The 23,238-nt window shown below is 73.3% G+C and carries 20 protein-coding genes; 9 read left to right on the plus strand and 11 right to left on the minus strand.

Going from position 1 to position 23,238, the window contains the following annotated elements:
• Positions 1-63 precede the first annotated feature (63 nt).
• Both KZQ38_RS22380 and KZQ38_RS22385 read right to left on the minus strand, forming a co-directional pair.
• The gene (locus KZQ38_RS22380) at positions 64-675 is read right to left on the minus strand and encodes an ANTAR domain-containing response regulator (RefSeq protein ID WP_219444175.1); all 612 of its coding nucleotides are present in this window, start codon (positions 673-675) and stop codon (positions 64-66) included.
• Between the two features lie 386 nt (positions 676-1,061).
• A complete protein-coding gene (locus KZQ38_RS22385; RefSeq protein ID WP_219444176.1) occupies positions 1,062-2,033 on the minus strand; it encodes a hypothetical protein in 972 nt (323 codons plus the stop codon).
• A 714-nt stretch (positions 2,034-2,747) separates the two neighbouring features.
• On the opposite strand from KZQ38_RS22385, the gene KZQ38_RS22390 reads away from it, so the two are divergent.
• From KZQ38_RS22390 to KZQ38_RS22420, 7 genes are all read left to right on the plus strand, one after another.
• The gene (locus KZQ38_RS22390) at positions 2,748-4,334 is read left to right on the plus strand and encodes a thiamine pyrophosphate-binding protein (protein ID WP_219444177.1); all 1,587 of its coding nucleotides are present in this window, start codon (positions 2,748-2,750) and stop codon (positions 4,332-4,334) included.
• Positions 4,331-4,837, plus strand: a complete 507-nt coding sequence (locus tag KZQ38_RS22395) for a DinB family protein (RefSeq protein ID WP_219444179.1) — start codon at positions 4,331-4,333, stop codon at positions 4,835-4,837. The genes KZQ38_RS22390 and KZQ38_RS22395 overlap by 4 nt, the downstream gene beginning before the upstream one ends.
• Before the next feature lie 217 nt (positions 4,838-5,054).
• Positions 5,055-6,554: an aldehyde dehydrogenase family protein gene (locus KZQ38_RS22400; protein WP_219444181.1), complete on the plus strand. Its 1,500-nt coding sequence runs from the start codon at positions 5,055-5,057 to the stop codon at positions 6,552-6,554.
• Positions 6,551-7,636, plus strand: coding sequence for a CaiB/BaiF CoA transferase family protein (locus KZQ38_RS22405; RefSeq protein WP_219444183.1), 1,086 nt, complete (start codon positions 6,551-6,553; stop codon positions 7,634-7,636). Before KZQ38_RS22400 ends, KZQ38_RS22405 begins: the two co-directional genes overlap by 4 nt.
• 3 nt (positions 7,637-7,639) lie before the next feature.
• Positions 7,640-8,797, plus strand: coding sequence for an acyl-CoA dehydrogenase family protein (locus KZQ38_RS22410; RefSeq protein WP_219444185.1), 1,158 nt, complete (start codon positions 7,640-7,642; stop codon positions 8,795-8,797).
• A gap of 87 nt (positions 8,798-8,884) precedes the next feature.
• A complete protein-coding gene (locus KZQ38_RS22415; protein WP_219444186.1) occupies positions 8,885-9,691 on the plus strand; it encodes a S1 family peptidase in 807 nt (268 codons plus the stop codon).
• Between the two features lie 55 nt (positions 9,692-9,746).
• Entirely contained in the window at positions 9,747-10,175 is a 429-nt protein-coding gene (locus KZQ38_RS22420) for a CoA-binding protein (RefSeq protein ID WP_219444188.1), read from the plus strand.
• Here KZQ38_RS22420 and KZQ38_RS22425 read toward each other — a convergent pair.
• Complete coding sequence (locus KZQ38_RS22425; protein WP_219444190.1) at positions 10,150-10,533, minus strand: RidA family protein; 384 nt, start codon at positions 10,531-10,533, stop codon at positions 10,150-10,152. The two genes, KZQ38_RS22420 and KZQ38_RS22425, sit on opposite strands and share 26 nt — an antisense overlap.
• A gap of 57 nt (positions 10,534-10,590) precedes the next feature.
• On the opposite strand from KZQ38_RS22425, the gene KZQ38_RS22430 reads away from it, so the two are divergent.
• On the plus strand, positions 10,591-11,394 hold the full coding sequence (locus KZQ38_RS22430) for an alpha/beta fold hydrolase (protein WP_219444192.1): 804 nt from the start codon (positions 10,591-10,593) through the stop codon (positions 11,392-11,394).
• Positions 11,395-11,481: 87 nt separating this feature from the next.
• Positions 11,482-13,479: an NACHT domain-containing protein gene (locus tag KZQ38_RS37200; RefSeq protein WP_219444194.1), complete on the plus strand. Its 1,998-nt coding sequence runs from the start codon at positions 11,482-11,484 to the stop codon at positions 13,477-13,479.
• Here the strand turns inward: KZQ38_RS37200 and KZQ38_RS22440 are convergent.
• The 8 genes from KZQ38_RS22440 to KZQ38_RS22475 all read right to left on the minus strand — a co-directional run bounded on the left by KZQ38_RS22440 (position 13,454) and on the right by KZQ38_RS22475 (position 23,112).
• On the minus strand, positions 13,454-13,702 hold the full coding sequence (locus tag KZQ38_RS22440; RefSeq protein WP_219444195.1) for a hypothetical protein: 249 nt from the start codon (positions 13,700-13,702) through the stop codon (positions 13,454-13,456). The genes KZQ38_RS37200 and KZQ38_RS22440 overlap by 26 nt on opposite strands.
• A gap of 53 nt (positions 13,703-13,755) precedes the next feature.
• Positions 13,756-14,541 carry a pentapeptide repeat-containing protein gene (locus tag KZQ38_RS22445; protein WP_219444197.1) on the minus strand — a complete coding sequence of 262 codons (786 nt, stop codon included), beginning with the start codon at positions 14,539-14,541 and terminating at the stop codon, positions 13,756-13,758.
• Positions 14,538-16,340, minus strand: a complete 1,803-nt coding sequence (recQ, locus tag KZQ38_RS22450) for a DNA helicase RecQ (protein ID WP_219444199.1) — start codon at positions 16,338-16,340, stop codon at positions 14,538-14,540. Before recQ ends, KZQ38_RS22445 begins: the two co-directional genes overlap by 4 nt.
• Positions 16,341-16,349: 9 nt before the next feature.
• On the minus strand, positions 16,350-17,780 hold the full coding sequence (locus KZQ38_RS22455) for a phosphorothioated DNA-binding restriction endonuclease family protein (RefSeq protein WP_219444201.1): 1,431 nt from the start codon (positions 17,778-17,780) through the stop codon (positions 16,350-16,352).
• Positions 17,781-18,251: 471 nt separating this feature from the next.
• Positions 18,252-18,494: a hypothetical protein gene (locus KZQ38_RS22460; protein WP_219444203.1), complete on the minus strand. Its 243-nt coding sequence runs from the start codon at positions 18,492-18,494 to the stop codon at positions 18,252-18,254.
• Between the two features lie 157 nt (positions 18,495-18,651).
• Positions 18,652-19,668, minus strand: a complete 1,017-nt coding sequence (locus tag KZQ38_RS22465; RefSeq protein ID WP_219444205.1) for a hypothetical protein — start codon at positions 19,666-19,668, stop codon at positions 18,652-18,654.
• 166 nt (positions 19,669-19,834) lie between these two features.
• On the minus strand, positions 19,835-22,366 hold the full coding sequence (locus tag KZQ38_RS22470) for an ABC transporter permease (RefSeq protein ID WP_308258528.1): 2,532 nt from the start codon (positions 22,364-22,366) through the stop codon (positions 19,835-19,837).
• Positions 22,363-23,112 carry an ABC transporter ATP-binding protein gene (locus KZQ38_RS22475; protein ID WP_219444207.1) on the minus strand — a complete coding sequence of 250 codons (750 nt, stop codon included), beginning with the start codon at positions 23,110-23,112 and terminating at the stop codon, positions 22,363-22,365. The genes KZQ38_RS22470 and KZQ38_RS22475 overlap by 4 nt, the downstream gene beginning before the upstream one ends.
• Positions 23,113-23,238: the final 126 nt, after the last annotated feature.

Below are 23,238 nucleotides of genomic sequence, written 5' to 3' on the forward strand. Positions count from 1 at the left end.
TGCGTGGGCGTCAATGGACGTGCGACGGTGCGTGAGGGGGTGTCCGATAACCGAACAGCGGGCTCAGCCGAAGTTTTCGATGACCGCTTCGGCGACGGCCTTCATGGTGGTGCGCCGGTCCATGGCGGTGCGCTGGACCCAGCGGAAAGCCTCGGGCTCGGACAGACCCTGCTTGCTCATCAGCAAACCCTTGGCCCGTTCCACGACCTTCCGCGTCTCCAGGCGCTCGGTCAGCCCGGCGACCTCGTTCTCCAGGGCCTGGAGTTCGGCGAACCGGCTCATCGCCAGCTCGATCGCGGGCACCAGGTCGCGCTTCGCGAACGGCTTCACCAGGTAGGCCATGGCACCCGCGTCCCGCGCCCGCTCGACCAGCTCGCGCTGGCTGAAGGCGGTGAGGATGACCACCGGCGCGATCCGCTTGGCCGCGATCGCGCCCGCCGCCTCGATGCCGTCCACCTTGGGCATCTTCACGTCCATGATCACCAGGTCGGGCCGCAGCTGTTCGGCCAGCGTGACCGCCTCGTCGCCGTCGGCGGCCTGGCCGGCCACCTCGTAGCCCTCTTCGCGCAGCATCTCCACGAGGTCGAGGCGGATGAGGGCCTCGTCCTCGGCGACCAGGACGCGACGGGGCGCGCCCTGGTCCGCGGACCGGGCCTCGGCAGCCTGCTGGGTCACCGGGGTCCTCCTGACGGTCGTCACTGGCGCGGCGCGACAACGCCGGGCGAAAGAGCAGTCTACCGACGTGGCCCGGCGGCACCGGGTGGTCGGGCCGTGATCGCGGCCACCGCTGCCCGGCCGCTGCCGCCGAACACCACACCGCTGACCACCCCGTGCCGCCGAACGCCACCGACCCCGGGCACCGCCGACCGCCGCACCCCCGCCTCCCGGTGCGACCGAACCGCCCCACCGCCGACCACTCGGCACGCGTGCACCCCAGCCGGCCGCCGCCGACCGAACGCCGCACTCCGGTCCGAACACCCCGGCTCGCGCCCGTCGACCACCCCGTCCGAACTCCCCGCTCGCGCCCGTCGACCGCCCGGTCCGAACTCCCCCGGCCGGCGCTAGCCGACCGGCCGGGTGGGCGGCTCCCACCAGCCGGTCACGCCCTCCGGCCACTCCACCGCGCCGAGCGCGTCCTCGTGGTCGGGGTTCGGCGGGTCGACCTCGCGCAGGTAGAGGTCCCGCCAGCCGGTGGTCAACCCCAGCCCGCCACCGGGGCTGGGCGTCTCCCGAACCTCCGGGATGCCGAAGACGGGGTGCAGCAACCAGTCCGCGATGGTCGGCACACCCAGGCTCGCGGGCCACTCCAGCCACCACTGGTCGCCCTGCGGCAACGACCTCAACCACGGCGCGTTCGTGAACAGGCCGTAGCGGCGCAGCACGGCGCTGCCCAGCCCGGTGGGCCGGGGGTGCTCGGCGAGGTGCGCGCGCTCGGCAGCGGTCAGCGGGCCGTCGATGAAGTCGTCGGCCAGGCCGCGGCCCCGGAGGAGGTTGCGGACGTACTTCATGCCGACGTCCCACGCGGCGTCGTCCACGCCCGCGAGCACGACGCGCGCGGTGGCGTCGAGGTCGAGCAGGCGGAGTTCCGCGGCGCGCGGGTGGCGGACGACCCGGAGCCCCGCGACGCCGGCCACCCACCGGTCCTCGTGGCGGGGCAGCAACTCGTAGAGGAGGGGGCCGAGGGCGTGCTCGGCGAGGTGCAGCCGCGGGGCGTCGGAAGGTTCGACGGAGCGGAACACGTGTGCCGGGCGGAGCATCGAGGCGGGCGGCTTGAGCTGGAGGTGCGCCGAGGCGTCCGTGGCGCTCTGGAGGATGACGCACTCCAGCGCGCGCTGGTCGTCGGAAGGCGGGTCGGGGAGGAACAGGCCGCGCACGTCGGCCTCCCCGTTGAGCGCGTCGACAACCCGCTCACGCCGATCGTCCGGCAGGTCGTGCAACAGGTGCTTCACCACCGGCGCCGCCTGGGACAGGTTCTCGCCCGTGCAGGCGCGGCGCAGGTCGGTCAACCGTTCGGTCAACGACGAACGTGCCACAGCAGTCCTCGCTCCCGCCGCCCGGCTCGGCGCACAAGGACGCGTACACGCGTCACACGAATGAGTGGTCTGGGTTGATTGTGGTCAGGGGTGCCTACACCCTGCGGCGGATCACGCCACCCGTTGCCGGGGAGTGGCTCCAGCCTCGCGTCTGCCCACACACGCTCGCGAACGAGGCTACCAGCGACGAACAACAACTCCCAGCACCCACCCGCAGCACGAGCCGGACCACACCCGGCCGGTTCGGACGGGCCGCCCACCGCTCGGAACCGGACCGGAGTGGTCCGCTGTAGACGCGCGGCAGCAGGACAAGGGGCTGCGGGCAGCAGGACACGGGCTGCGGCTGCGGGCTGCGGCTGCGGCTGCGGCTGCGGCTGCGGCTGCGGGCCGGAAACTTTCAGGAAGCCTGCCTGATAGTTCATGCGGGCCGAAACTTTCAGGGAGCCTGCCTGATAGTTTCGGTAGATAGAACTTTCAGGCAGGCTCCCTGAAAGTTTGGCGCAACGGTGGCCTCACGAGCCGACGGACCGCTCCGCCCGCCCCTCGTCGCCTGTCGCGCCGCGCCTCCGCCCAACGCAGGCGACTCGCACTCACCGCCTGGCACTCGCCACCCGACACCCGCGGCGCAGCGCCCGGCAGCTCACCACCCACCCTCACCGACCGGGAGCGGCGGGCTCGTTGCCCCGAGCGTCGGTTGTCCATAGCTTCAACCACATGGTCAACGGCGCGGAGCGGTTGGTGGAGGTGTTGGGCGCGCACGGCGTCGAAGTCGTGTTCGGCCTGCCGGGCGTGCACAACCTGCCGGTCTGGGAGGCGTTGCGGTCGTCGTCGATCCGGCTCATCGGCGTCCGCCACGAGCAAACCGCCGTCTACGCGGCCGACGGCTACGCACGCGCCACCGGGAAGCTCGGCGTCGCCCTCGTCACGACGGGTCCGGGCGCCGCCAACTGCCTCGCCGCGACCGGGGAGGCCAGGGCCTCCGGCTCGCCGGTGCTGGTGGTGGCCACCGACATCCCCTCCACGCTGCGCCGCCCCGGCGAGTACCGCGGCGTGCTGCACGAAACCCGCGACCAGCGTGCGATGTTCCTCCCCGTCGTGAAGGCCGGGTGGACGCTGCGGGACGCCGACGCGCTCGGCACCTACGCCGACAGCGCCGCCCTGCTCGCCACCACCGCACCGCACGGCCCGGTGTACCTCGGCGTGCCGACCGACTTCCTCACCGCCGAGGTCGGCCCGTGGACGAAGATCCCGACCAGCCCCCTGGTGGTACCGGAACTGGGCGCGGCGGTGGCGGCTGTCGGGCGGGCCTCGGATCCGTTGATCTGGGTGGGCGGCGGAGCGCAGCGGGCCGGGGCGGGGGCCGCCGTGGCGGCTCTGGCGGACAAGCTGGACGCCCCTGTGGTCACCACCTACGGCGGGCGCGGGGCGGTTGACCACGTGAACGTCGTGCACGGACCCGTGCACCTGCCGGAAGTCGGGGCGCTGTGGGACGAGGCGGACCTGGTGATCGGGTTCGGCAGCGACTTCGACGGCATGATGACCCAGAACTGGCACCAGCCGCAGCCACGCGCGTTGCTCAGCGTGAACGTCGACGTGGTCCGCAACTACGTGCCGGACGTCGCGGTGCGCGGTGACGCCCGCCTGGTCGCCGAAGCCCTCGTCCGCACACTGCCCGCACGGCCCCGGCGGGGCACGGCGGAGCGGGTCGCCGCGTTGAACGCCGCGGTCCGGGCGGCGGTGGTGGCGGACGAACCGCGCGTGCTGCCGCTGCTCGACGCGCTGGAGGACCACCGCGTGGTGGCGGACATGTGCGTGGCCGGGTACTGGGTCGGCGGGTTCGGCCGGGTGACCCGCCCGCGCGGGCTGGCGTACCCGGTGGGCTGGGGCACGCTGGGCTTCGCGTTCCCCGCCGCGCTCGGTGCGGCGCTGGCGGGACGCGTGGTGGTGGTGTGCGGCGACGGCGGTTTCCTGTACGCGTGCGGCGATCTGGCGACGGCACGGCAGGAGGGCTTGCCGGTGACCGTGGTGCTGGTGGACGACGGCGGGTACGGGATGTTGCGCTACGACCAGGAGAACTCGGGTCGACCGGCGCACGGGGTGGACCTGCACACGCCGGATTTCGTCGCGCTGGCGCGGAGTTTCGGCGTCCCGGCGTCCGAAGTGGACGGTTTCGGGGCGGGGTTCGCCGAGCGGCTGGCCGAGTGCGTCGCGCAGGACGGCCCCAACGTGCTGGTGGTGCGCGCCGAGCTGAAGCCCCCGGTCAACACCTCGCCCCGTTGGTACCGTAAGGTTCGAACATGAGTTCGAACCGAGAGTGGCCGAGCGCGGCGGCGGACGACGAGCTTCGGCTGTTGACGGACTTCCTGACCTTCCTGCGGCTCACCGCGGTCGGCAAGGTCGAGGGGCTGAGCCGGGAACTCGCCTCGGCCGCCCCCATCCCCACGTCACCGGTGGTGAGCGCGCTGGGCGTCCTCAAGCACCTCACGGCCGTGGAGCGCTGGTGGCTGTCCATCGAGGTCGGCGGTGCGGAACTGCCGTCGCTGTGGGGCGCGGACGCGGATTCGTCGTGGGAGCTGCACGACGAGGACGACGTGGCGTCGGTGATCGCCGACTACCGGGCCGAGTGGGAGCTGTCCGCGCAGGCGTTGACCGGTCTCGCGCCGGGAGACCGGACGCGTGGCGACCACCAGGGCAACGGCCGCACCGTGCGGTGGGTCCTCGCGCACGTGGTGCAGGAGACCGCCCGGCACGTCGGGCACCTGGACTTCCTGCGCGAACTGGCCGACGGCGAGAAGGGCGAGTAGGCACGCGGCGCCGGAACCCCGTTGCCGCAACGGTTCGCGCCCCGAGCGCCGCGCGCGAACCAGGCCGCGGACGCCGGAGCCGGGACGGCGGGCGCGGTCAGGACGGCGAGCCCGCATTCGGCCGGCAGGCGCGGGAACCACACCACCGGTACCGGCTCCGAGGTTCCACCCCGCGGGGGCTTGGCACTCCTCCCCACGCGGACCAGGCTTGGGTGCCATGACCTACGTGTCCACGAATCCGGCCGACCTCAACGACGTCGTCGCGCACGTCGAACTCGTCGGGGCGGAGGAGTTCGCCGAGGCGGCTCGGGTCGCACGGCACGCGCAGCCGGCGTGGGCGTCGGTGCCCGCGCCGGTGCGGGGGCAGGTGATCGCCAACATCGGACGCCTGGTGGAGGCCAACGCCGAGGCGCTGGCCCGGGTCGTCACCCGCGAGATCGGCAAACCACTCGCCGAGGCACGTGGCGAGGTGCGGGAAATCGTGGACACCTGCACGTTCTTCGCGGGCGAGGGCCGTCGGCTCTACGGCCAAACCGTGCCGTCGGAGATGCCGGACAAGCAGCTGTTCACCTTCCGCGAGCCGGTGGGCGTGACAGCCTTCATCACGGCGGGCAACTTCCCGGTGGCCGTGCCGTCGTGGTACGTCGTGCCCGCGCTGCTGTGCGGCAACGCGGTGGTGTGGAAACCCGCTGAGTACGCGACAGCGTCGGCACAGGCGTTCCACGCCCTCTGCCTCGCCGCCGGGGTCCCCGCCGACGTGCTGAACCTGGTGCACGCGGAGGGCTCCGAGACGTTCCGCGGCCTGGAACTGGCGCTGGAGCGGGGTTTGGTGGGCAAGGTCGGGTTCACCGGCTCGTCGGCGGTGGGCGCGTTGATCGGCGAGCTGTGCGGTCGGCACCTCCAGTCGCCCTGCCTGGAGCTGGGCGGCAAGAACCCCATGGTGGTGACCGAGGACGCCGACCTGGACCTGGCCGTGCGCGGCGCGTTGTTCTCCGGTTTCGGCACCGCCGGGCAGCGGTGCACCTCGCTCGGCACGGCGATCGTGCACGAGTCGGTGCACGACGAGTTCCTGCGCCGCTTCACGGCGGCCACCGAAGCGGCGGTGGTGGGCGACCCGTTCCGCGACGTGCTGTACGGGCCGGTGCTGGACGGGAAGTTCGCCGTGGCGTACGAGAAGTACCTCGGCTGGATCGCCGACCACCACACCACGCACGGCTCGACCGGCCTCGGCCGGATCACGGCGGCCAACCCGCGCCGGGGTTTCCTCGGCGACCCCGACGGCGGCCTGTTCTACCACCCGGTGATCGTGTCCGGGTTGCGGCCGGACGACGCGTTGTTCCGGCACGAGACGTTCGGCCCGGTCGTCGGCGTCATGCCGTACCGGACCCTGGACGAGGCGGTGGAACTGGCCAACCTGCCCGGTTACGGGCTGTCCAGCGCGATCTACACCACCGACCCGGCGAAGGTGTTCGCGTTCCGCGCGGGCGTCGGCGCGGGCATGGTGAGCGTGAACAACTCGACGTCCGGCGCGGAGGCGCACCTGCCGTTCGGCGGGAACGGCAAGTCCGGCAACGGTTCCCGCCAGTCCGGGGTGTGGGTGCTCGACCAGTTCACCCGCTGGCAGTCGGTGAACTGGGACTACTCGGGCTCCCTCCAGAAGGCGCAGCTCGACACGCGGTCCGTGACGGCGGACCTGTCGTTCCGGCTGGGCGGATGAGCACGCCCGGCAAAGCCCTGGACGGCGTCGTGATCGCCGACTTCGGCCGGGTGCTGGCCGCGCCGTACGCCACGATGGTCCTCGCCGACCTGGGCGCCGAGGTGGTCAAGGTCGAGCACCCGAGGGGCGACGAGACCCGCGCGTGGGGACCGCCGCACGCGCACGGCCAGGCCACCTACTTCCTGTCCGTCAACCGGAACAAGCGGTCCCGGGTGATCGACCTGGCCACGGCGGCGGGTCGGGCGGAGGCCCGCGCGCTGGTGCTCGGCGCGGACGTGGTGGTGGAGAACTTCCGGCCGGGCACGATGCGCCGGTTCGGCCTGGACTACCCGTCACTCAAGGACGTCCACAAAGGACTGGTGTACTGCTCGGTCACCGGCTTCGGCTCCGGTGCGGGCGCCGCGTTGCCCGGTTACGACCTGCTGGTGCAGGCCGTGGGCGGGTTGATGAGCGTCACCGGCACCGCGGAGCCGACCAAGGTCGGCGTGGCGCTGGTCGACGTGCTGACCGGGATGCACGCCGCGGTGGGCGTCCTGGCCGCGCTGCGGCACCGCGACCGCACCGGCGAGGGCCAACTGGTCGAGGTGGACCTGCTGTCCGTGCTGCTGTCGAGCATGGTCAACCAGAGCGCGGGTTACGTGCTGACCGGCGAGGTACCCCGGTTCATGGGCAACCGGCACCCGTCGATCGCGCCCTACGAGGTGTTCCCCACCGCGGACGGCCCGCTGGTGCTGGCGGTGGGCAACGACCGGCAGTTCGAACGGCTGTGCGGTGCGCTGGGCGTCCCGCCGGAGGACCGCTTCGCCACCAACGGGCAACGCGTGGCGAACGCGGCGGCGCTCGCCGCGATCCTCACCACGCGGCTGCGCACCCGCACGGCCGCCGAGTGGTTCGCCGTCCTGACGCCGCTCGGCGTACCGTGCGGACCGGTGAACGACCTGGCGGGCGCGTTCGAGCTGGCCGAGTCGCTGGGCCTGGACCCGACGGTGGACGTGCGCGGCGTGCGCCTGGTCGCGAACCCGATCCGCCTGTCCGCCACCCCGGCCGCCTACCGGCTGCCGCCGCCGAACCTGGAGCCCTGACCCGTGGACCCGTTGGAACTGCTGGACATCCCGTCGACCCTCGGCGACGAGGAGCGCGACATCCGGTCGACCGTGGCGCGATACCTGGCCGACCACGTCCGGCCGCACGTGGCGGAGTGGTTCGAGGCGGGCGCGCTGCCCCGGGAGATCGCGCCGGAGCTGGGCAGGCTCGGCGTGCTCGGGATGCACCTGGACGGCTACGGCTGCGCGGGCGCGAGCGCCACCGCGTACGGGTTGGCGTGCCTGGAACTGGAGGCGGTGGACAGCGGTGTCCGCAGCTTCGTGTCCGTGCAGGGCTCGCTGTCGATGTTCTCCATCTGGCGGCATGGCTCGGAGGAGCAGAAGCTCCAGTGGCTGCCGCGCCTCGCGGCGGGCGAGGCGGTGGGCTGCTTCGGCCTGACGGAGCCGGATTTCGGCAGCAACCCGGCGGGTATGCGCACGCGTGCCGAGCGACGTGGCGGCGACTGGGTGCTCAACGGCACCAAGACGTGGATCACCAACGGCAGCTGGGCGGACGTGGCGACGGTGTGGGCGAACACCGAGGAGGGCGTGCGTGGTTTCCTGGTGCCGCGCGGCACGCCCGGCTTCACCGCCCGCGACATCAAGGGCAAGCTCTCCATGCGGGCCTCGGTCACGTCGGAGCTGTCGCTGGAGGACGTGCGGCTGCCCGAGTCCGCCCGGCTGCCCGGCGCGCTCGGGCTCGGCGCGGCGTTGTCGTGCCTGAACGAGGCCCGGTTCGGCATCGTGTTCGGCGCGGTCGGCGCGGCGCTCGACTGCTTCCGGACCGCCGCGGACTACGCGGGCACGCGGGTGCAGTTCGACCGGCCGATCGCCGGTTTCCAGCTCACCCAGCGCAAGTTCGCGGACATGTCGCTGGCGGTGGGCAACGCCATGCTGCTCGCCCTGCACCTGGCGCGGCTCAAGGAGGCGGGCGCGCTGCGGCCCGCGCAGATCAGCGCGGGCAAGCTGAACAACGTGTCGGCGGCCATCGCCGTGGCGCGCGAGGCACGCACCATCCTGGGCGCGAACGGCATCTCGCTGGACTACTCGCCGATGCGGCACGCCAACAACCTGGAGTCCGTGCTGACCTACGAGGGCACGGCCGAGATCCACGCGCTCGCCCTCGGCCACGCGTTGACCGGAATTCCCGCGTACCGGTGAAATCCGACTCCTGGCCGTAGCGTGTCGAACACGCTGCGCCACAGACTGCTGGTTGGATGCCCCGGACTCGCGAGGAGGCTCCAACTGATGGCAAAGCGTTTGCCGGGCGCGGTGCTGGCCGCCCTGCTCACCCTGACCGCGTTCGCGGCGCCCGCGCACGCCCGCGTGGTGGTCGACTTCACCGGGATCGTGGCGTTGAACAACTGCTCGGGCTCGGTCGTGCGGACACCCTCGTCCCGACCGTCGGACAAGGCGCTGGTGCTGACCAACGGCCACTGCGTGAAGCTGATGGCCGACCGGGAGGTGATCGTGGACCAGAGCGCGGCCCGCTCGTTCACGCTGCTCAACCGCGCCGGCAGCGGCTCGCTGGGCACGTTGCGCGCGGACCGGCTGCTGTACGCGACGATGACCGGCACCGACGCCGCGCTGTACCGGCTGACCTCGACCTACGCGCAGGTCGAGGGCATGGGCTCGCAGGCGCTGGAGCTGTCGCCGCAGCACCCGGTCGCGGGCACCGAGATCCGGGTCGTGTCGGGCTACTGGAAGAAGATCTACTCGTGCCGTGCCGAGACGTTCGTGCCGACGCTGCGCGAGGCGCAGTGGACGTGGCTCGACTCGATCCGCTACACGGCGTCCTGCGACACGATCGGCGGCACGTCCGGCTCGCCCGTGGTGGACCTCGCGTCCGGCCAGGTGGTCGGCGTCAACAACACCGGCAACGAGAACGGCGGGCGCTGCACGATGAACAACCCGTGCGAGGTGGACGAGCACGGCACGGTGACCGTCCACCGAGGCATCGGGTACGCGCAGCAGACCTACCAGGCGGTCCCGTGCCTGGTGGCGGGCGGTCGGCTGGACCTGAACGCGCCGGGGTGCGGCCTGCCCAAGCCGTGACGGCCGGGCGCGCGACGGGCGGCCCACCCGTCGCGCGCCGCCGTAGGCTGGCGGTATGAGCGCACCGTGGGGTGACCCCGAGAAGATCCGCCGCGTCCTCGCCGACTGCGACACGTGGGCCGTCGTCGGTCTCGCCGACCACCCGGAACGCGCCGCGCACAGCGTCGCCCGGTTCCTCCAGCAGCACGGCAAGCGCATCGTGCCGGTCCACCCGAACGCCGAGGAGGTGCTCGGCGAGCAGGGCTACGCGACGCTCGCCGACATCCCGTTCCCGGTGGACTGCGTGGACGTGTTCCGCCGCTCCGAGGCCGCCGGCCGGTTCGCCGACGAGGCCGTGGCGATCGGCGCGAAGGCCGTGTGGTTCCAGCTCGACGTGGTCGACGAGGACGCCTACGAGCGCGTCACCGCGGCCGGCCTGGACGTGGTCATGGACCGCTGCCCCGCGATCGAGTGGCCGGCTAACGGGCCCCGCGCCGCGCGGTGACCTCGATCTCGATCCGCATCCGCGGGTCGAACAGGCCGCACACCAGCATGGTCGCGGCCGGCCGGACACCGTCGAACGCGTCGCGCAGCACCGGCCAGCACGGCTCGAAGTCCTTCGCGTCCGGCAGGTAGTAGGTCACCCGCAGCACGTCCGCGAGCGTGCAGTCCGCCTCCGCCAGCGCGGCCCGGATGTTGGCCAGCGCCTGCTCCGCCTGGACCGCCACGTCGTCGGAGATGGTCATCGTCGCGTAGTCGAAACCGGTGGTGCCGGACACGTGGACCCAGTCGCCGTCCACGACCGCCCGCGCGTACCCGATGCGTTCCTCGAACTCGGACCCTGACAAGATCGCTCGCCGCATGGTCCGCACCCTAGTCGCCCCCGCGTGGCGTGCGCGTGGGCGACTAGGGTGCGGATCATGCCAGTGGTCACCCTCAACGGGATCAACCTCAGCCACCACGTCGAGGGTGACGGCGACCTCGTCGTGCTCATCATGGGCACCGGCAGCCCCGGCCGGGTGTGGCGCCCGCACCAGGTGCCCGCCCTGCGCGCCGCCGGTTTCCGGGTCGCCACGCTGGACAACCGGGGCATCCCGCCGACCGACGAGTGCGCGGGCGGCATGAGGATCGAGGACCTGGTCGGCGACACCGCCGCGCTCATCGAGCACCTGGGCGGCGGACCCGCCCGGGTCGTCGGCACGTCCATGGGCGCGCGCGTCGCGCAGGAACTGGCGCTGGCCCGACCGGACCTGGTGGACCGGGCCGTGCTGATGGCCACCGCCGGCCGCAACGACCCCGTGCAGAACGCCCTGTCCCGGGGCGAACGCGCCTTGCACGACAAGGGGATCATGCTGCCCGGTCGCTACTACGCCGCGGTCACCGCGTTGCTGAACTTGTCACCCGCCACCCTGCGCGACCCGGTGACCGCGCGCGACTGGCTCGACGTGTTCGAGTTCTCCGGCTCGGCGGTGGGCGCGGGCGTGCGGGCGCAGATGGACCTGAACGAGTTCGAGAACCGCCTCGACGCCTACCGCGCGATCACCGCGCCGTGCCTGGTGGTGGGTTTCGCGGACGACCGGGTGCTGCCGCCGCACCTGGCCCGCGAGGTGGCCGACGCCATCCCCGGCGCGCGGTACGCGGAGGTCGCCGACGCCGGTCACTACGGCTTCCTGGAGCGGCCGGACGAGGTGAACCGACTGCTGGTCGACTTCCTCACCGCCTGAGCGCCGTTCGGAGCAACCGCCGCCGACCCGGCTATCACGCGGGGCCGAACGCCGTTACCGTCGTTGCGACCCGCGGAGGGGAGGCACATGGACCACCGTCGGCTCGCCCGCGCCTCGCGCCTGGTCGCCCTGGTCGGCGCGGGCGGTGTCACGTGCCTGGTGCTCCTCCCGATCGCGGTGAACGCCGCGACCGGCGGCACCGCGCCACGCGTGCTCGGCCCGTACGCCACGTGGCTGTGGCCGTCGCTGGCGCTGCTGACCGCGGTGACGGCGGCACTGGCCGCGTGGGAACCGCTCAGCGTGCGCCTCGTGCAGCGGCGGCCCGCGCACCCCGCGAACCGGGTGGCGGCGCTGGAGCGCGTCGAGCGGTACGTGCGGGCGCGGCGGGACGCCTCGCTCGCCGAGCAGGTCCGGTTGAAGCTGGGCGTCGCGCCCCGGGTCGGGCCGCGGCTGCCGACACGTGCCCGCGTGCCGCTGGTGGTGGCGGGCGAACCCGGTGCGGGCAAGACGACGCTGCTGCTGGAACTCGCGGAGACCCTGGTGGCGCGGGCGAGGGCGGACGGCGACCGGCCGGTGCCGGCGGTGGTGGACCTCGGCGCGTGGCGGCGGGACGACGATTTCGGCGAGTGGCTGCTGGGCGTGCTCGCCCGGCGGTACCGGATCGGTCCGCGGCTGGGCCGGACGTGGTTGCGGGACCGCCGGTTGGCGTTGTTGTTCGACGGCCTGGACGACGTGCCCGAGGCCGACCGCGCCGAGTGCCTGGCGTGGATCACGGCGCTGAAGCTGCCGCACGTCGTGCTGTGCTGCGCGGGCGAGGACTACGAGCGGCTGCCCCGCTACGACGTCGTGCACGTGGAACCGTTGCGGCGCAACGACGTGCTGGGTCTGGTCGCGGCGTGCGGCCCGCGGCTGGACGGGTTGCACGAGGCGTTGACCAAGGACCCGGACCTGGTGGACGAGGTGCGCACGCCGCTCGCGTTCGGGTTGCTCGCGCTCGCCTACCGCGCCGGGCGCGCCGAGTACCGGGGCGTGCTGGACACCTACCTGGTGGAGTCGGTGGCCCGCGGGCCCGGCCGGGCGGAGCGGACGTTGCGGGCGCTGCGGTTCCTGGCCCGCGTCGCCGACCGGCGGCACGACCTCGTGGCGCGGCACCGGTTGCCGCGCCGGGAGGTGTGGCTGGACTTCGTGGAGCCGGCGGTGGTGTGGAAGCTGTTCCGGCGGGCCGTGCCGGGTGCGCTGGCGGGCGCGGCGACCGCGTTGTGCCTGGTGGTCGGGTTGCGGCTGGGGCTGGTCGCGGCGGGCGTGGTGGCCGTGGCGGCGATCGGCCTGCCACGTGGTCGGTTCCCCGCCCCGAAGGCCACCGCGCCGGGTGGGAAGCGTTGGGCGGCAACGGGTTTCGCGCTGGGTGCGGCGTTGTTCGGCGGGCTCGCCGCGGCGGGCGCGTGGTGGGGTGCGCAGGTCGCGCGCTGGCCCGCCTGGCTCGCGTTCGGGTTGGTGGTGGCCGTGGCGTTCGGCGTCGCGCTCGGTCTGGTGCGGGACCGGTACTGGGCGGTGGCGGGCGCGCTCGCGCCCGCGGCGGTGATGGTGTGGACCGGCCCGTCGCCCGAACTGCTGGCGGGACTGGGTGTCGGGCTGTGCGCGGGCGCGGCGGCCGGTGTCGGCACGGGCGGGCTCGCGGCGGTGTGGACCGGGCTGCGCGACCTGCCCGCCGCCGGCCGCGGACCGCGTTGGCTGCCCGCGGCGGGCCTGGTCGGGGTGGGGCTCGCGGCGGTGGCGGGCGCGCGGCTCGGCGTGCCGCTCGACGCGGTGACCGGGCTGCTGGTGGGCCTGGCCGGCACGCCGGTCGCCACCCGCCCGGTGCGCGCCGTCGCGGAGCTGCTGGCGAAACCGCTGGCGCTGGACGAGTTCCCGCTGCGCCGCAAGGCCGTCGTGCAGTCGGCGCGGGACCGGGTGCTGCTGCTCGACGGTGACCGGTTCCCGCACGCCGCGGTGCGCGACCACCTCGCCGCGTGCGATCCCGTGGAGCTGGGCGCGACCGCGGAACGCCGCCGCGAGGCGATCACCGACGCCCGCCGCTCGACCTGACCGGCACGCCCGGTTCCACCGCCGAGAGGTTGCCGTCCTGGTCGAGCAGACCGCGCCGACGGCGGTTCCAGCGCACGAACAGCAGCGACAGCACCGACACCGTCGCGGGCGTGACCAGGTGCGTGCCCGCCGTGGCCGCCAGCACCAGCGTCCCGGCGACCGCGAGCACCCAGCGGGGACGCCACTCGGGTGGAACGGTTAAGTACGTGATCTTCTCGCTCACAACGGAGCAGCTTCCCAAATCACGCCGGTCCCGAACAGCCCGCGCGGGCTCCGCTAACCCCAGTGGCGGGGACGGGTGAGGGACGGCGGCAGGGTGGTCGCCGCGTCGCCCTTCGCCGAGTCGACCTGCGCCTGGGTGAGGAACAACGCGCCGGCGAGGTCGGCGCCGGACAGGTCCGCGCCACGCAGGTCCGCGCCCGTCACGTCGGCGTGGTGCAGCTTCGCGCGCGCCAGCCGCGCGCCGAGCAGCAACGCGCCACGCAGGTCGGTGTCCCGCAGGTCCGCGCCACGCAGGTCCTTGCCCACCAGGTCCGCGCCACGCCGCGACTTGCGGCCCTTGGCGCGCACGTGCGTGCTGACCCGGTCGAGCAACGCGCCGACCGACCGCCAGTGCGGTGCGACGTCCAGGCGTGCCAGCGTTTCCGCGTCGGCGTCGGCGAGTGCCGCCAACTCCGCCCTGGCCGCGGTCAGCTCGGCGCGCACCGGCGAGTCCAGGGCGAGCGCTTCGGTGAGGTGCCAGAGCAGTTCGTGCAGCTCCCGCACCACCGGGAACACGTCGAACATCAACCCGGCGGTCTCCGGTGCCGCACGCCAGTCGCGCCCGCCGAACGTCACCTGCGCCACGTGCTGACCCGCGCCGAAGCAGTCGTACACCGTGCAGCCGGCGAAACCCCGCTCCCGCAGGCGGTCGTGGATGCCGCAGCCGAAGTCGGCGAGCAGGTTGCGGCACGGCGTGCGGGCCGGTTTGTCGATCGCGAAGTCCGCCGACTTGGCGAACGCGGGCACCACGCAGCACAACCCGAAGCAGCGCGCGCAGTCGGCCCTCAGTTCCCCGGTCATGACGCGAGGGTGTCCAGGATCTGCTGCCCGTACTTGGCGAGCTTGTTCTCGCCGACGCCGGTCACGCCGCCCAGCTCGGCGAGCGTGCTCGGTCCGGTCGCGGCGATCTGCCGCAGCGTGGCGTCGTGGAAGATCACGTACGCGGGCACGCCCTGCTCCTTGGCCTGCGTGGCGCGCCACGCCCGCAGCCGCTCGAACACCGGCGCGGCCTCGGCGGGCAGGTCCACCGGCTCGCCCTTCTTCGGCTTCGCGGCGCGGACCTTCGCGGCGCGCTCCGCCTCCCGCCGCAGCAGCACCCGCCGGCCCCGGTACAGGACCTCCTCGCTGGCCGGGGTGAGCGCGAGCGTCGAGAACTCGCCCTCCACGGCCAGCAGGCCCTGCGCGAGCAGCTGCCGCACCACACCGCGCCAGCCGCTCTCGTTCAGCTCGGTGCCGATGCCGAACACGGACAACGCGTCGTGGTCGAACTGGATCACCTTGGCGGTCTTGCGGCCCAGCAGGATGTCGATGGTCTGGCCCGCGCCGAACTTCTGCCTGCGCTCGCTGCGCAGCCGGTACACCGTGGACAACACCTTCTGCGCGGGCACCGTGCCGTCCCACGTCTCCGGCGGGTTCAGGCACGTGTCGCAGTTGCCGCACGGCTCGCCGTCCTGGCCGAAGTAGTTCAGCAGCTGCACGCGGCGGCACTCGACGGTCTCGCACAGCGCGAGCATCGCCTCCAGGTGGGCGATCTGGCGGCGGCGGTGCTGCTGGTCGCCGTCGGAGTCGTCGATCATCTTGCGCTGCTGGACGACGTCCTGGAGGCCGTAGGCCAGCCACGCCGTGGACGGCAGCCCGTCGCGGCCCGCGCGACCCGTCTCCTGGTAGTAGCCCTCGACCGACTTCGGCAGGTCCAGGTGCGCCACGAAGCGCACGTCCGGTTTGTCGATGCCCATGCCGAACGCGATGGTCGCCACCATCACCAGGCCCTCCTCGCGGAGGAATTGGGCCTGGTTCCGCGCCCGCGTGCCGGAATCGAGGCCGGCGTGGTAGGGCAACGCGCGCACGCCGTTCTGGTTGAGGAACTCCGCGGTTTTCTCCACGGAATTACGGGACAGGCAGTAGACGATGCCCGCGTCGCCCTGGTGCTCGTTCCGGAGCAGTTCCAGCAGCTGTTTCCTCGGCTCGTTCTTGGGCACGATCCGGTACTGGATGTTGGGCCGGTCGAAGCTCGCCACGAAGTGCTTGGCGGAACCCAGCCCGAGCCGTTCCGCGATCTCCGCGTGGGTGGCCTTGGTGGCGGTCGCGGTGAGCGCGATGCGCGGCACGTCCGGCCAGCGCTCGTGCAGGTGGGAGAGGGCGAGGTAGTCGGGCCGGAAGTCGTGGCCCCACTGGGCGACGCAGTGCGCCTCGTCGATCGCGAACAACGCGATCCGGCCGCGCTCCAGCAACCGCGCGGTCTGCTCCACCCGCAGCCGCTCGGGCGCCAGGTAGAGCAGGTCGAGTTCGCCCGCGAGGAATTCGGCCTCCACCAGCGACCGCTCGTCCGGGTACTGCGTGGAATTCAGGAAACCGGCCCGCACCCCGAGGTCGCGCATCGCGTCCACCTGGTCCTGCATGAGGGCGATCAACGGGGAGATCACCACCCCGACCCCGTCCCGCACCAAAGCGGGGATCTGGTAGCACAACGACTTCCCGCCGCCGGTCGGCATGAGCACCAGCGCGTCACCGCCCGCGATGACGTGCTCGACGATCTCCGACTGCGCCCCGCGGAACGAGTCGTAACCGAATACCCTTCGCAGAACTTCGTGCGAACCCACCACGCGATCCTAACGACCGCCACCGACACCCCCGGGCGCGGTGCCCCGGAACACCTCCGCCCGGTGCCACGCGAAGTACCCGGCCGAGCCCGGGTGGTGCGCGGGCGTCCGCCTGCCGACCGCCCGCCCCTCGGCCAGCGCACCCGCCGACACCACGACCCCGTCCGGGCCGACACCCAGGTACCCCAGCTCGAACAGCCGGTCGCACCCGAGGTGGCAGGCGAGCATCGCCACGTTCCGCAGGTCCCGCCGCTCCTCGTCCGAGCAGTCCTTCCGGGGCTTGACGTGCGCGGCCACCAGCAGCTCGACCGGCAGCTCACGCCCGCACAACGCGCACCGGCCCGTCGGCTCGTCACCGATGAGGACCCGGCGCAACGCGGCCTGCTCCACCCGGTACCGCGCCGACGCGACCCGGTCCAGCTCGCCGAAGTCCCCGGCGTCACCGAGCACGACCGCGGACCCGGTCACCCGTGTGCCGGGCAACGAGCCGATGATCGCGCCGACGCGGTCATCGGTGATCACCACGCGCCCTTGGCGGAACAACTCGTCGACACCGTCCCGCACGTGCTTCATCGGGACGAACTCGATCCCGTCCTCGGCGCGGATGACGACCCGCTCCGAGTCGGCCCGCTCCACCTGGAGCGTTCCGCCGGTCGCGTTCCGGATCTCGCGCCCCACCAGCCCGTCCACCACGTCCGCGGCCGGCAGCGGGCGCGGCACGGCCAGCCCGACCCGGTCGAACAGGGCGGGCTGGTCCACGTCGCCCAGGTAGGTGGCGCGCAGCACGTCCACCGCCTCGGCGCGGACACCCGGGTCGGCCAGCAGCGCCGCCGCTCGGGGCGTGAACCCGGCGACGGCGTGCGCGTCCCCCGACCGCGGCGGCTTGGTGATGCCGTGCGTCTCCCACACCTCCCACTCGTGGCCGAGGTGCCAGAACGGGTACTCGGGCGTGGCGGCGCCCACGCCGAAGTCGGCCAGCACCGGCCCCAGCCCGTCCCGGAAGTCCGGCCACCGGAACAACCGCCCGTGCCCGGCCGCGAGCCGCCCGAGCGCCCACACCAGCGCGAGCGGCTTGTGGAGGCTCGGCGGGCCGCCCCGGCGGTAGCGGTTGAGGTCGCCGAGCGCCGCCATCAACCCCCCGACCGCGAACCGCCGGTCGATCCGCACGGCCGGCCCGGACAGGTCCACCTCCAACTGCCCGGCGACGGCGTCGGGCACGTCGACCACGAGCCGGGAGGGCAAGCCGGCCACCCCCGGTTCCGACCGCCCGTCGAGGGCGATCGCCTGGTCGCCCAGGTGGAGAACCGCGGAGTAACCACCGAGCCGCCGCAACACCAGCCCGACGGCCCCGGCGTCCCGTCCGGCGACCTCCACCACGAACCGCCCACCGTCGGCGATCACCGTGACCCAGGCTTCGAGGGCAAGGCCCGCATCGTCCATCACGCGCACACGAACACCGTGCCAGATCACGGTCGTGGTACGGGACCGTGGTGCTGGTTAAGTGTGGATCATGCACGTCTACCGGGGCACTGTCCAAGAGGCCGAGTTAGCGCTGCGCACGGATCCCGACGCCTTCGTCGACGCCTGTGCGGAACGGTTCCGGGAGCGGCGAGGGGAGGTGCCTTCGGACGGTGAGCTGACCAGTTGGCGCAACAGCTGGCCGGTGCTGACGCGGGCGTTGACCTCGGCGGGCTTGGGCGGGCTCGGGTTGTTGCTCGAGTTCGAGTTGCACGGCACCGGGGAACGGGCCGACGCGGTGGTGCTCGGTGTGCGCCCCGGTGGCGGGTTGACGGGTGTCGTGGTCGAGCTGAAGCAGTGGACCGGGTTCCTGCGCGCCGACGCCACGGAGGTGGAGATCGCCCGGGGCGTGGAGCGCGTCCACCCGTGCCGGCAGGCCGCCGGGTACACCACCTACCTGGAGCGGTGGGTCGAGAACGCGGTGCTGGACCTCGAGTTCCGCGGCGTGGCGGTGTTGCACAACGCGTCGGTGGACGTGGCGGAGCGGCTGCGGGCCACGGTGGCGGGCCGGCCGGGCAGCGGCGCGGTGCCGATCGTGTCGCGCGACGACCTGAGGCGGTCCGGGCTGGCCGCGCTCCTGGCGTGCGACGACCTGCGCTCGCCGGCCGAGGAGATGGTGGCCCGCTTCCTCGCCATCCGGCACCGCCCCGCCCCGTCGCTGTTCGCGGACGTCGGGGCGATCCTCGCGCGGGAGTCCCGGTTCACGCTGCTCGCGGGTCGTGACCGGCCACGAGATCGACGACGCGCACGTCGCCTACCACCGGAGCCTGTGCCGGATCGCGCGCTGAACCGGCTACCGCGGGATCGCGTCGTTCCACACCGGCCGCATGTGGGCGCGCCGGGCTTCCGGCGCGCGGTCGCGGTGGAACGTCGAGGGCCCGACCCGGTACACGCAGTCGACACCGACGCTGTGCAGCAGCTCCACGTCGACCCGCGCCGGGCGTTCCGGGAACAGGGCGGTCAGCCGATCGACCGGGTGCGGGCAGAGCGGTGCGTAGTGCAGGAGCTGCGCCACGGCCTGCCGGACGCGCTCGCGGCCCGCACCGCCCTTCGCCTCCACGACCTCCGCTCCCCCGGCGTGCACGGTGTACATGTCGGAGATCCCGGACTCGGAGGTGACCCGCGTGTACACCGAGTCCGGGTTGGCGCGGACGTACTCGTGCACCAGCAGCGATTCGGCGCGCTGCACGCGGATCGTCGCGGCGCTGCGCGAGTAGGTCAGCTCGGGCGTCAGCAGTCGTTCGAGTTCACCCTCCACGCCGACGGAACGCCGCCCGTTGGACGTCTCGTCCGGCGCGGTGGTCGACAGCTCCACACCGAGCCGTCCCACCACCTCGGCGACGAAGTCCTCGTCGTGCACCACCGCGCCCCGCCGGAACGGGCCTCGCAGCTTGCCGCGGGAAGCGGTGGCCAGCGTGCGGTACGGGATGAGGACGGTCCGGTCGAGGGCGATGAGGCTGTAGACGTTGACGTACGTGTGCTGGTCGCCGTCCTCCTTCCACAGCGCCTCGGCGAACGGCTCGTTGCGGAAACTCACGCCGACCTCGCCGATGGCGCGGAGGTGTCCCTTCCACGTGAACAGCACCACGTCGCCGAGCTTGACCCGGCGCATGTCGTCGTCCAGGAAGGCACGGGTGCCCCAGAACGCCGCCATCCCGCCGGGGTGTAGCTCATCGAGCCGCGCGTGTTGCTCGGCGGTGAGCGCCGACCGGTACGGCTCCTCGCCGAACGACACCTCGCGGTTCAGGGTCTTGCCCCGGTTGCGCTCCGCCGTCTCGTCCGCCACCGGCTGGATCAACAACCGCGCCACGTGAACCCCCCGCTCGAGCCTGCCGCGTCAGGCGGAATCATGGCACGGCGGCCGGCCGGTGGCACCCGACCCGAGGCCGGGCGGACGACGCGCCCCGGCCCGCCTTGGGCAGCACCGCGACGCACAACGACAAGGGGCGCGACCGCGTGGTCGCGCCCCGTGGCCGCTACTCGCGGATGCCGATGGCCTCGACCGGGGGTTGGCGGAGGGCCAGGCGGGTGGGCAGGGCGAGGGCCAGGAGGCCCAGCAGGGCGGCGAAGCCGGTGATGCCCAGGTACACCGCGATCGGCCCGCTGGGCAGCGGTGTGCCGGTGAGGGACCAGCCGAGCAGCGCCAGCGGCACGGCGGGGATCACCGAGCCGACCACCACGGCGATGCCGACCAGGGCCAGCGCCTCCGCCCGCATCATCCGCACGACCTGCCGCCGGGTGCCGCCGACCAGCCGCAGCAACGCGAACTCGCGCCGCCGCTGGGCGGTGGTGAGGACCAGCGTGTTGGCGACCGCGATGGCGATGTACCCGAGGATCACGCCGACCGCCACGATGTTGACCCAGAACTGCATCTGCTGGTCACCGCGCTCGGCGGGCGCGATGTCCGCCTTCGCCACGACCGCCAGACCCGGGTACCGGTCGGCGAGCCCGCCCAGCGCGGCGACCGCGGCGGCGCGGTCGGCGTTCGGCTCAAGCTTCACCAGGACCTGCGAGTCCAGCCGGGACGCGCTGTGCGCGCGGGCCAGGTCGGCGGGCAGGACGCGGTCGCCGAAGGCCAGCGCCCGCTCGTACGTGGCGACCACCCGCAGCTTCACGGGGGTGCCGTCGTCCAGGTGCATGGCCACCTCGTCGCCCAGCCCGACGCCACGCCACCGTGCCGTCGACGCGCTCAACGCGACCGTGTCACCGCGCAGGTCGTCGAACGACCCGGACACCACACCGAGGTCCAGCACGCCGTCCGTGCCGGCGACGCCCAGCGCCGGCTGGCGCTCCACCTCCACCACCTCGCCCATGTTCGTGGTGACGATCACCTGCGTGCGCACCGCGGACCCCGCGGCGGCGACGCCGGGCAACCGCCGCGCCTCCTCCGCGACCTCCGGGGAGATCCCGCCGGGCGCGGACAGGGCGTAGTCGGCGGTGGTGACCTCGGCGGTCTCGGTCACGGTCGCGGCGGTGACGGTGGTCTGGCTGAAGAAGTTCACCACGGCGAACGCGACGGACAGCATCAGCGGCGTGAGGGCGGAGGCCAGGCGGCGCTGGTTGGCGCGGTTGTTGGCCGCCGCCAGGTAGCCGGGGACGCCGAACCGGGCCAGCGGCGCGGACACGACGCGCAACACCGGGCCCACGGCACGCGGACCGAGCAACGCCAGGCCGATCACGACCAGCAGCACCGACATCGACGTGAGCGCCGCGGCCAACTCGCCGCTCAGGTACAGCGGTGTGGTCGCCAGCCCGACACCGCCCAGCGCGAACACCCGCCCGGTGATCAGCCGACCACGCCCGACGACGGGTCGCTCCACGGCGGCCTCGCCCAGCGCCTCGGTGGGCGGGATGCGCGCGGGACGCCGGGACGCCACCCACGCGGCGAGCCGGGCCGCGCCGAGCCCGAGGGCGAACGCGGCCAGCAGCGGCAGCGGTCCGACGGTGAGCGCCAAGTCGTCGGGGATCACGCCGATCGCCGCGAACGCGTCCCGCAGCCCCTGCCCGACCAGCACGCCGCCGGCCGCGCCGAGCGCCGCCGCCACCCCGGCGACGAGGGTCGTCTCGGCGCCGATCAGCTTCCCGATCTGCCGGGGCGTGGCGGCGATGGCACGCAGCAGCGCCAGCTCGCGGCGGCGCTGGTCGATGCCCAGCGTGAGCGTGCCCACCACCACGAACACCGCGACCAGCAACGCGATACCGCCGAACGAACCGGAGATGGCGAGCAGCACCAGCCGCGACTGCCCGACCGCCGCGAACTCCACGGTGCCCCGGTCGTCACCGGACGTGACGACGACGCCCTGCCCGGCGAGCGCCTTCCCGACGCGGTCGGCGAGGTCGTCGCCCGCGCCGAACACGCCGATGGCGTGGAACCGGCCGGGCACGCCCGACAGCTCGCCCGCGTGGTCCTCGGTGAAGTACGCGCCGGACTGCTTGGCCAACGCGTCGGCACCGGCCGGCGCGGCGACGCCGACGACCCGGTAGGTCCGCGGCGTCGAGGTGGTCATCACGTCGACCCGCCCGCCCACGTCCACACCGGCACGCCCGGCCAGCGCCGCGTCCAGCACGACCTCGTCGTCCGCCGCGGGCGCGCGGCCGGCACGCAGCTCGAACGGCGTGAGCACCGCCGAGTCCCAGTTGTGGCCGAGCACCTCGACCGGCCCGCCGCCCGCGACGACGCGGGCCGGGAAGGTCGTCTCGCCCACGGCCTTCGTCACACCGGGCACGGCCGCGACCCGGCCCACCAGGTCGCCGGGCACCGGCGGCGGCGTGCCGACCTGCTGCGCGGTGAGGGCGTCAGCGCCCTCGGGCCGCACCTCCTGGTTGCCGCCGACCACGACGGGCGCGGCGGCGTACCGCTCGGTCGGCACGCCGGACCGCAGCCCGGACTCCATCAGCATCCCGCACGCGGCGACGACCGCCGAACCGCACAGGATCGCCACGAACGCGCCCACGAAGGCGAGCTTGCGGGCCCGCACCAGGCGCCAGGCCAGCGACAGCACGCTCACCACTCCCCGAGGCTGGTCATGCGCCGGACGACCTGGTCGGGCGTCGGCTGGTGCAGTTCGCCGGCGAGCTTGCCGTCCGCGAGGAACAGGACGCTGTGCGCGTAGGACGCGGCCACCGGGTCGTGCGTGACCATCAACACGGTCTGGCCGACGGTGTCGACCAGGCCGCGCAGCAGCTCCAGCACCTGACGCCCGGTGCGGGTGTCGAGCGCGCCGGTCGGCTCGTCGGCGAGCAGCACCTCCGGCCGGGTGACCAGGGCCCGCGCGATGGCGACCCGCTGCTGCTGGCCGCCGGACAGCTCGGCGGGCCGGTGGTCGAGCCGGTTGGCGATGCCGACCCGCTCCACGACCTCCCGCAGCCACGCCTCGTCGACCCGCTTCCCGGAGAACCGCAGCGGCAGCGTGATGTTCTCCAGCACGGTCAGCGAGGGGATCAGGTTGTACGCCTGGAACACGAACCCGATCCGCTCGCGACGCAGCTCGGTGAGCGCGTTCTCCTTGAGCCCGGCCAGGTTCGTGCCGCCCAGCAGCACCTGACCGGACGTGGGCCGGTCGAGTCCCGCGGCGCAGTGCAGGAACGTGCTCTTGCCCGATCCGGACGGTCCCATCACGGCCGTGAACGCACCGCGGCGCAAGCCGACCGTCACGCCGTCCAGCGCGGTCACCGCGTTCGCACCCGAGCCGTAGACCTTGCGCACGGACTCCAGCCGCAACGCGGTGTCCACGGCGACTGTTCCTGCCACCATCGTGATCCCTTTCCTCGACGTGTCACCAATCGTGCCGTCGTGGAAGGTCGTTCTCGATCCCGTAGGCGGGCGAGCCGGGGTATAGCCTGCACTACCGCGCCGATTGGGCATCGTGTGGACAATCGG

This window comes from Saccharothrix obliqua, assembly GCF_019375475.1.
GTDB lineage: Bacteria > Actinomycetota > Actinomycetes > Mycobacteriales > Pseudonocardiaceae > Actinosynnema > Actinosynnema obliqua.

What these genes read in the sequence shown, in the direction of transcription:
- KZQ38_RS22400 (WP_219444181.1), top strand. Translation starts at nt 5,055, where the DNA reads ATGACCTACGTGTCCACGAATCCGGCCGACCTCAACGACGTCGTCGCG.
- KZQ38_RS22475 (WP_219444207.1), bottom strand. Translation starts at nt 23,112, where the DNA reads ATGGTGGCAGGAACAGTCGCCGTGGACACCGCGTTGCGGCTGGAGTCC.
- KZQ38_RS22395 (WP_219444179.1), top strand. Translation starts at nt 4,331, where the DNA reads ATGAGTTCGAACCGAGAGTGGCCGAGCGCGGCGGCGGACGACGAGCTT.
- KZQ38_RS22425 (WP_219444190.1), bottom strand. Translation starts at nt 10,533, where the DNA reads ATGCGGCGAGCGATCTTGTCAGGGTCCGAGTTCGAGGAACGCATCGGG.
- KZQ38_RS22415 (WP_219444186.1), top strand. Translation starts at nt 8,885, where the DNA reads ATGGCAAAGCGTTTGCCGGGCGCGGTGCTGGCCGCCCTGCTCACCCTG.
- KZQ38_RS22445 (WP_219444197.1), bottom strand. Translation starts at nt 14,541, where the DNA reads ATGACCGGGGAACTGAGGGCCGACTGCGCGCGCTGCTTCGGGTTGTGC.
- KZQ38_RS22390 (WP_219444177.1), top strand. Translation starts at nt 2,748, where the DNA reads ATGGTCAACGGCGCGGAGCGGTTGGTGGAGGTGTTGGGCGCGCACGGC.
- KZQ38_RS22430 (WP_219444192.1), top strand. Translation starts at nt 10,591, where the DNA reads ATGCCAGTGGTCACCCTCAACGGGATCAACCTCAGCCACCACGTCGAG.
- KZQ38_RS22420 (WP_219444188.1), top strand. Translation starts at nt 9,747, where the DNA reads ATGAGCGCACCGTGGGGTGACCCCGAGAAGATCCGCCGCGTCCTCGCC.
- KZQ38_RS22460 (WP_219444203.1), bottom strand. Translation starts at nt 18,494, where the DNA reads ATGGCGAGGAAGCGGGCCACCATCTCCTCGGCCGGCGAGCGCAGGTCG.
- KZQ38_RS37200 (WP_219444194.1), top strand. Translation starts at nt 11,482, where the DNA reads ATGGACCACCGTCGGCTCGCCCGCGCCTCGCGCCTGGTCGCCCTGGTC.
- KZQ38_RS22455 (WP_219444201.1), bottom strand. Translation starts at nt 17,780, where the DNA reads ATGGACGATGCGGGCCTTGCCCTCGAAGCCTGGGTCACGGTGATCGCC.
- KZQ38_RS22405 (WP_219444183.1), top strand. Translation starts at nt 6,551, where the DNA reads ATGAGCACGCCCGGCAAAGCCCTGGACGGCGTCGTGATCGCCGACTTC.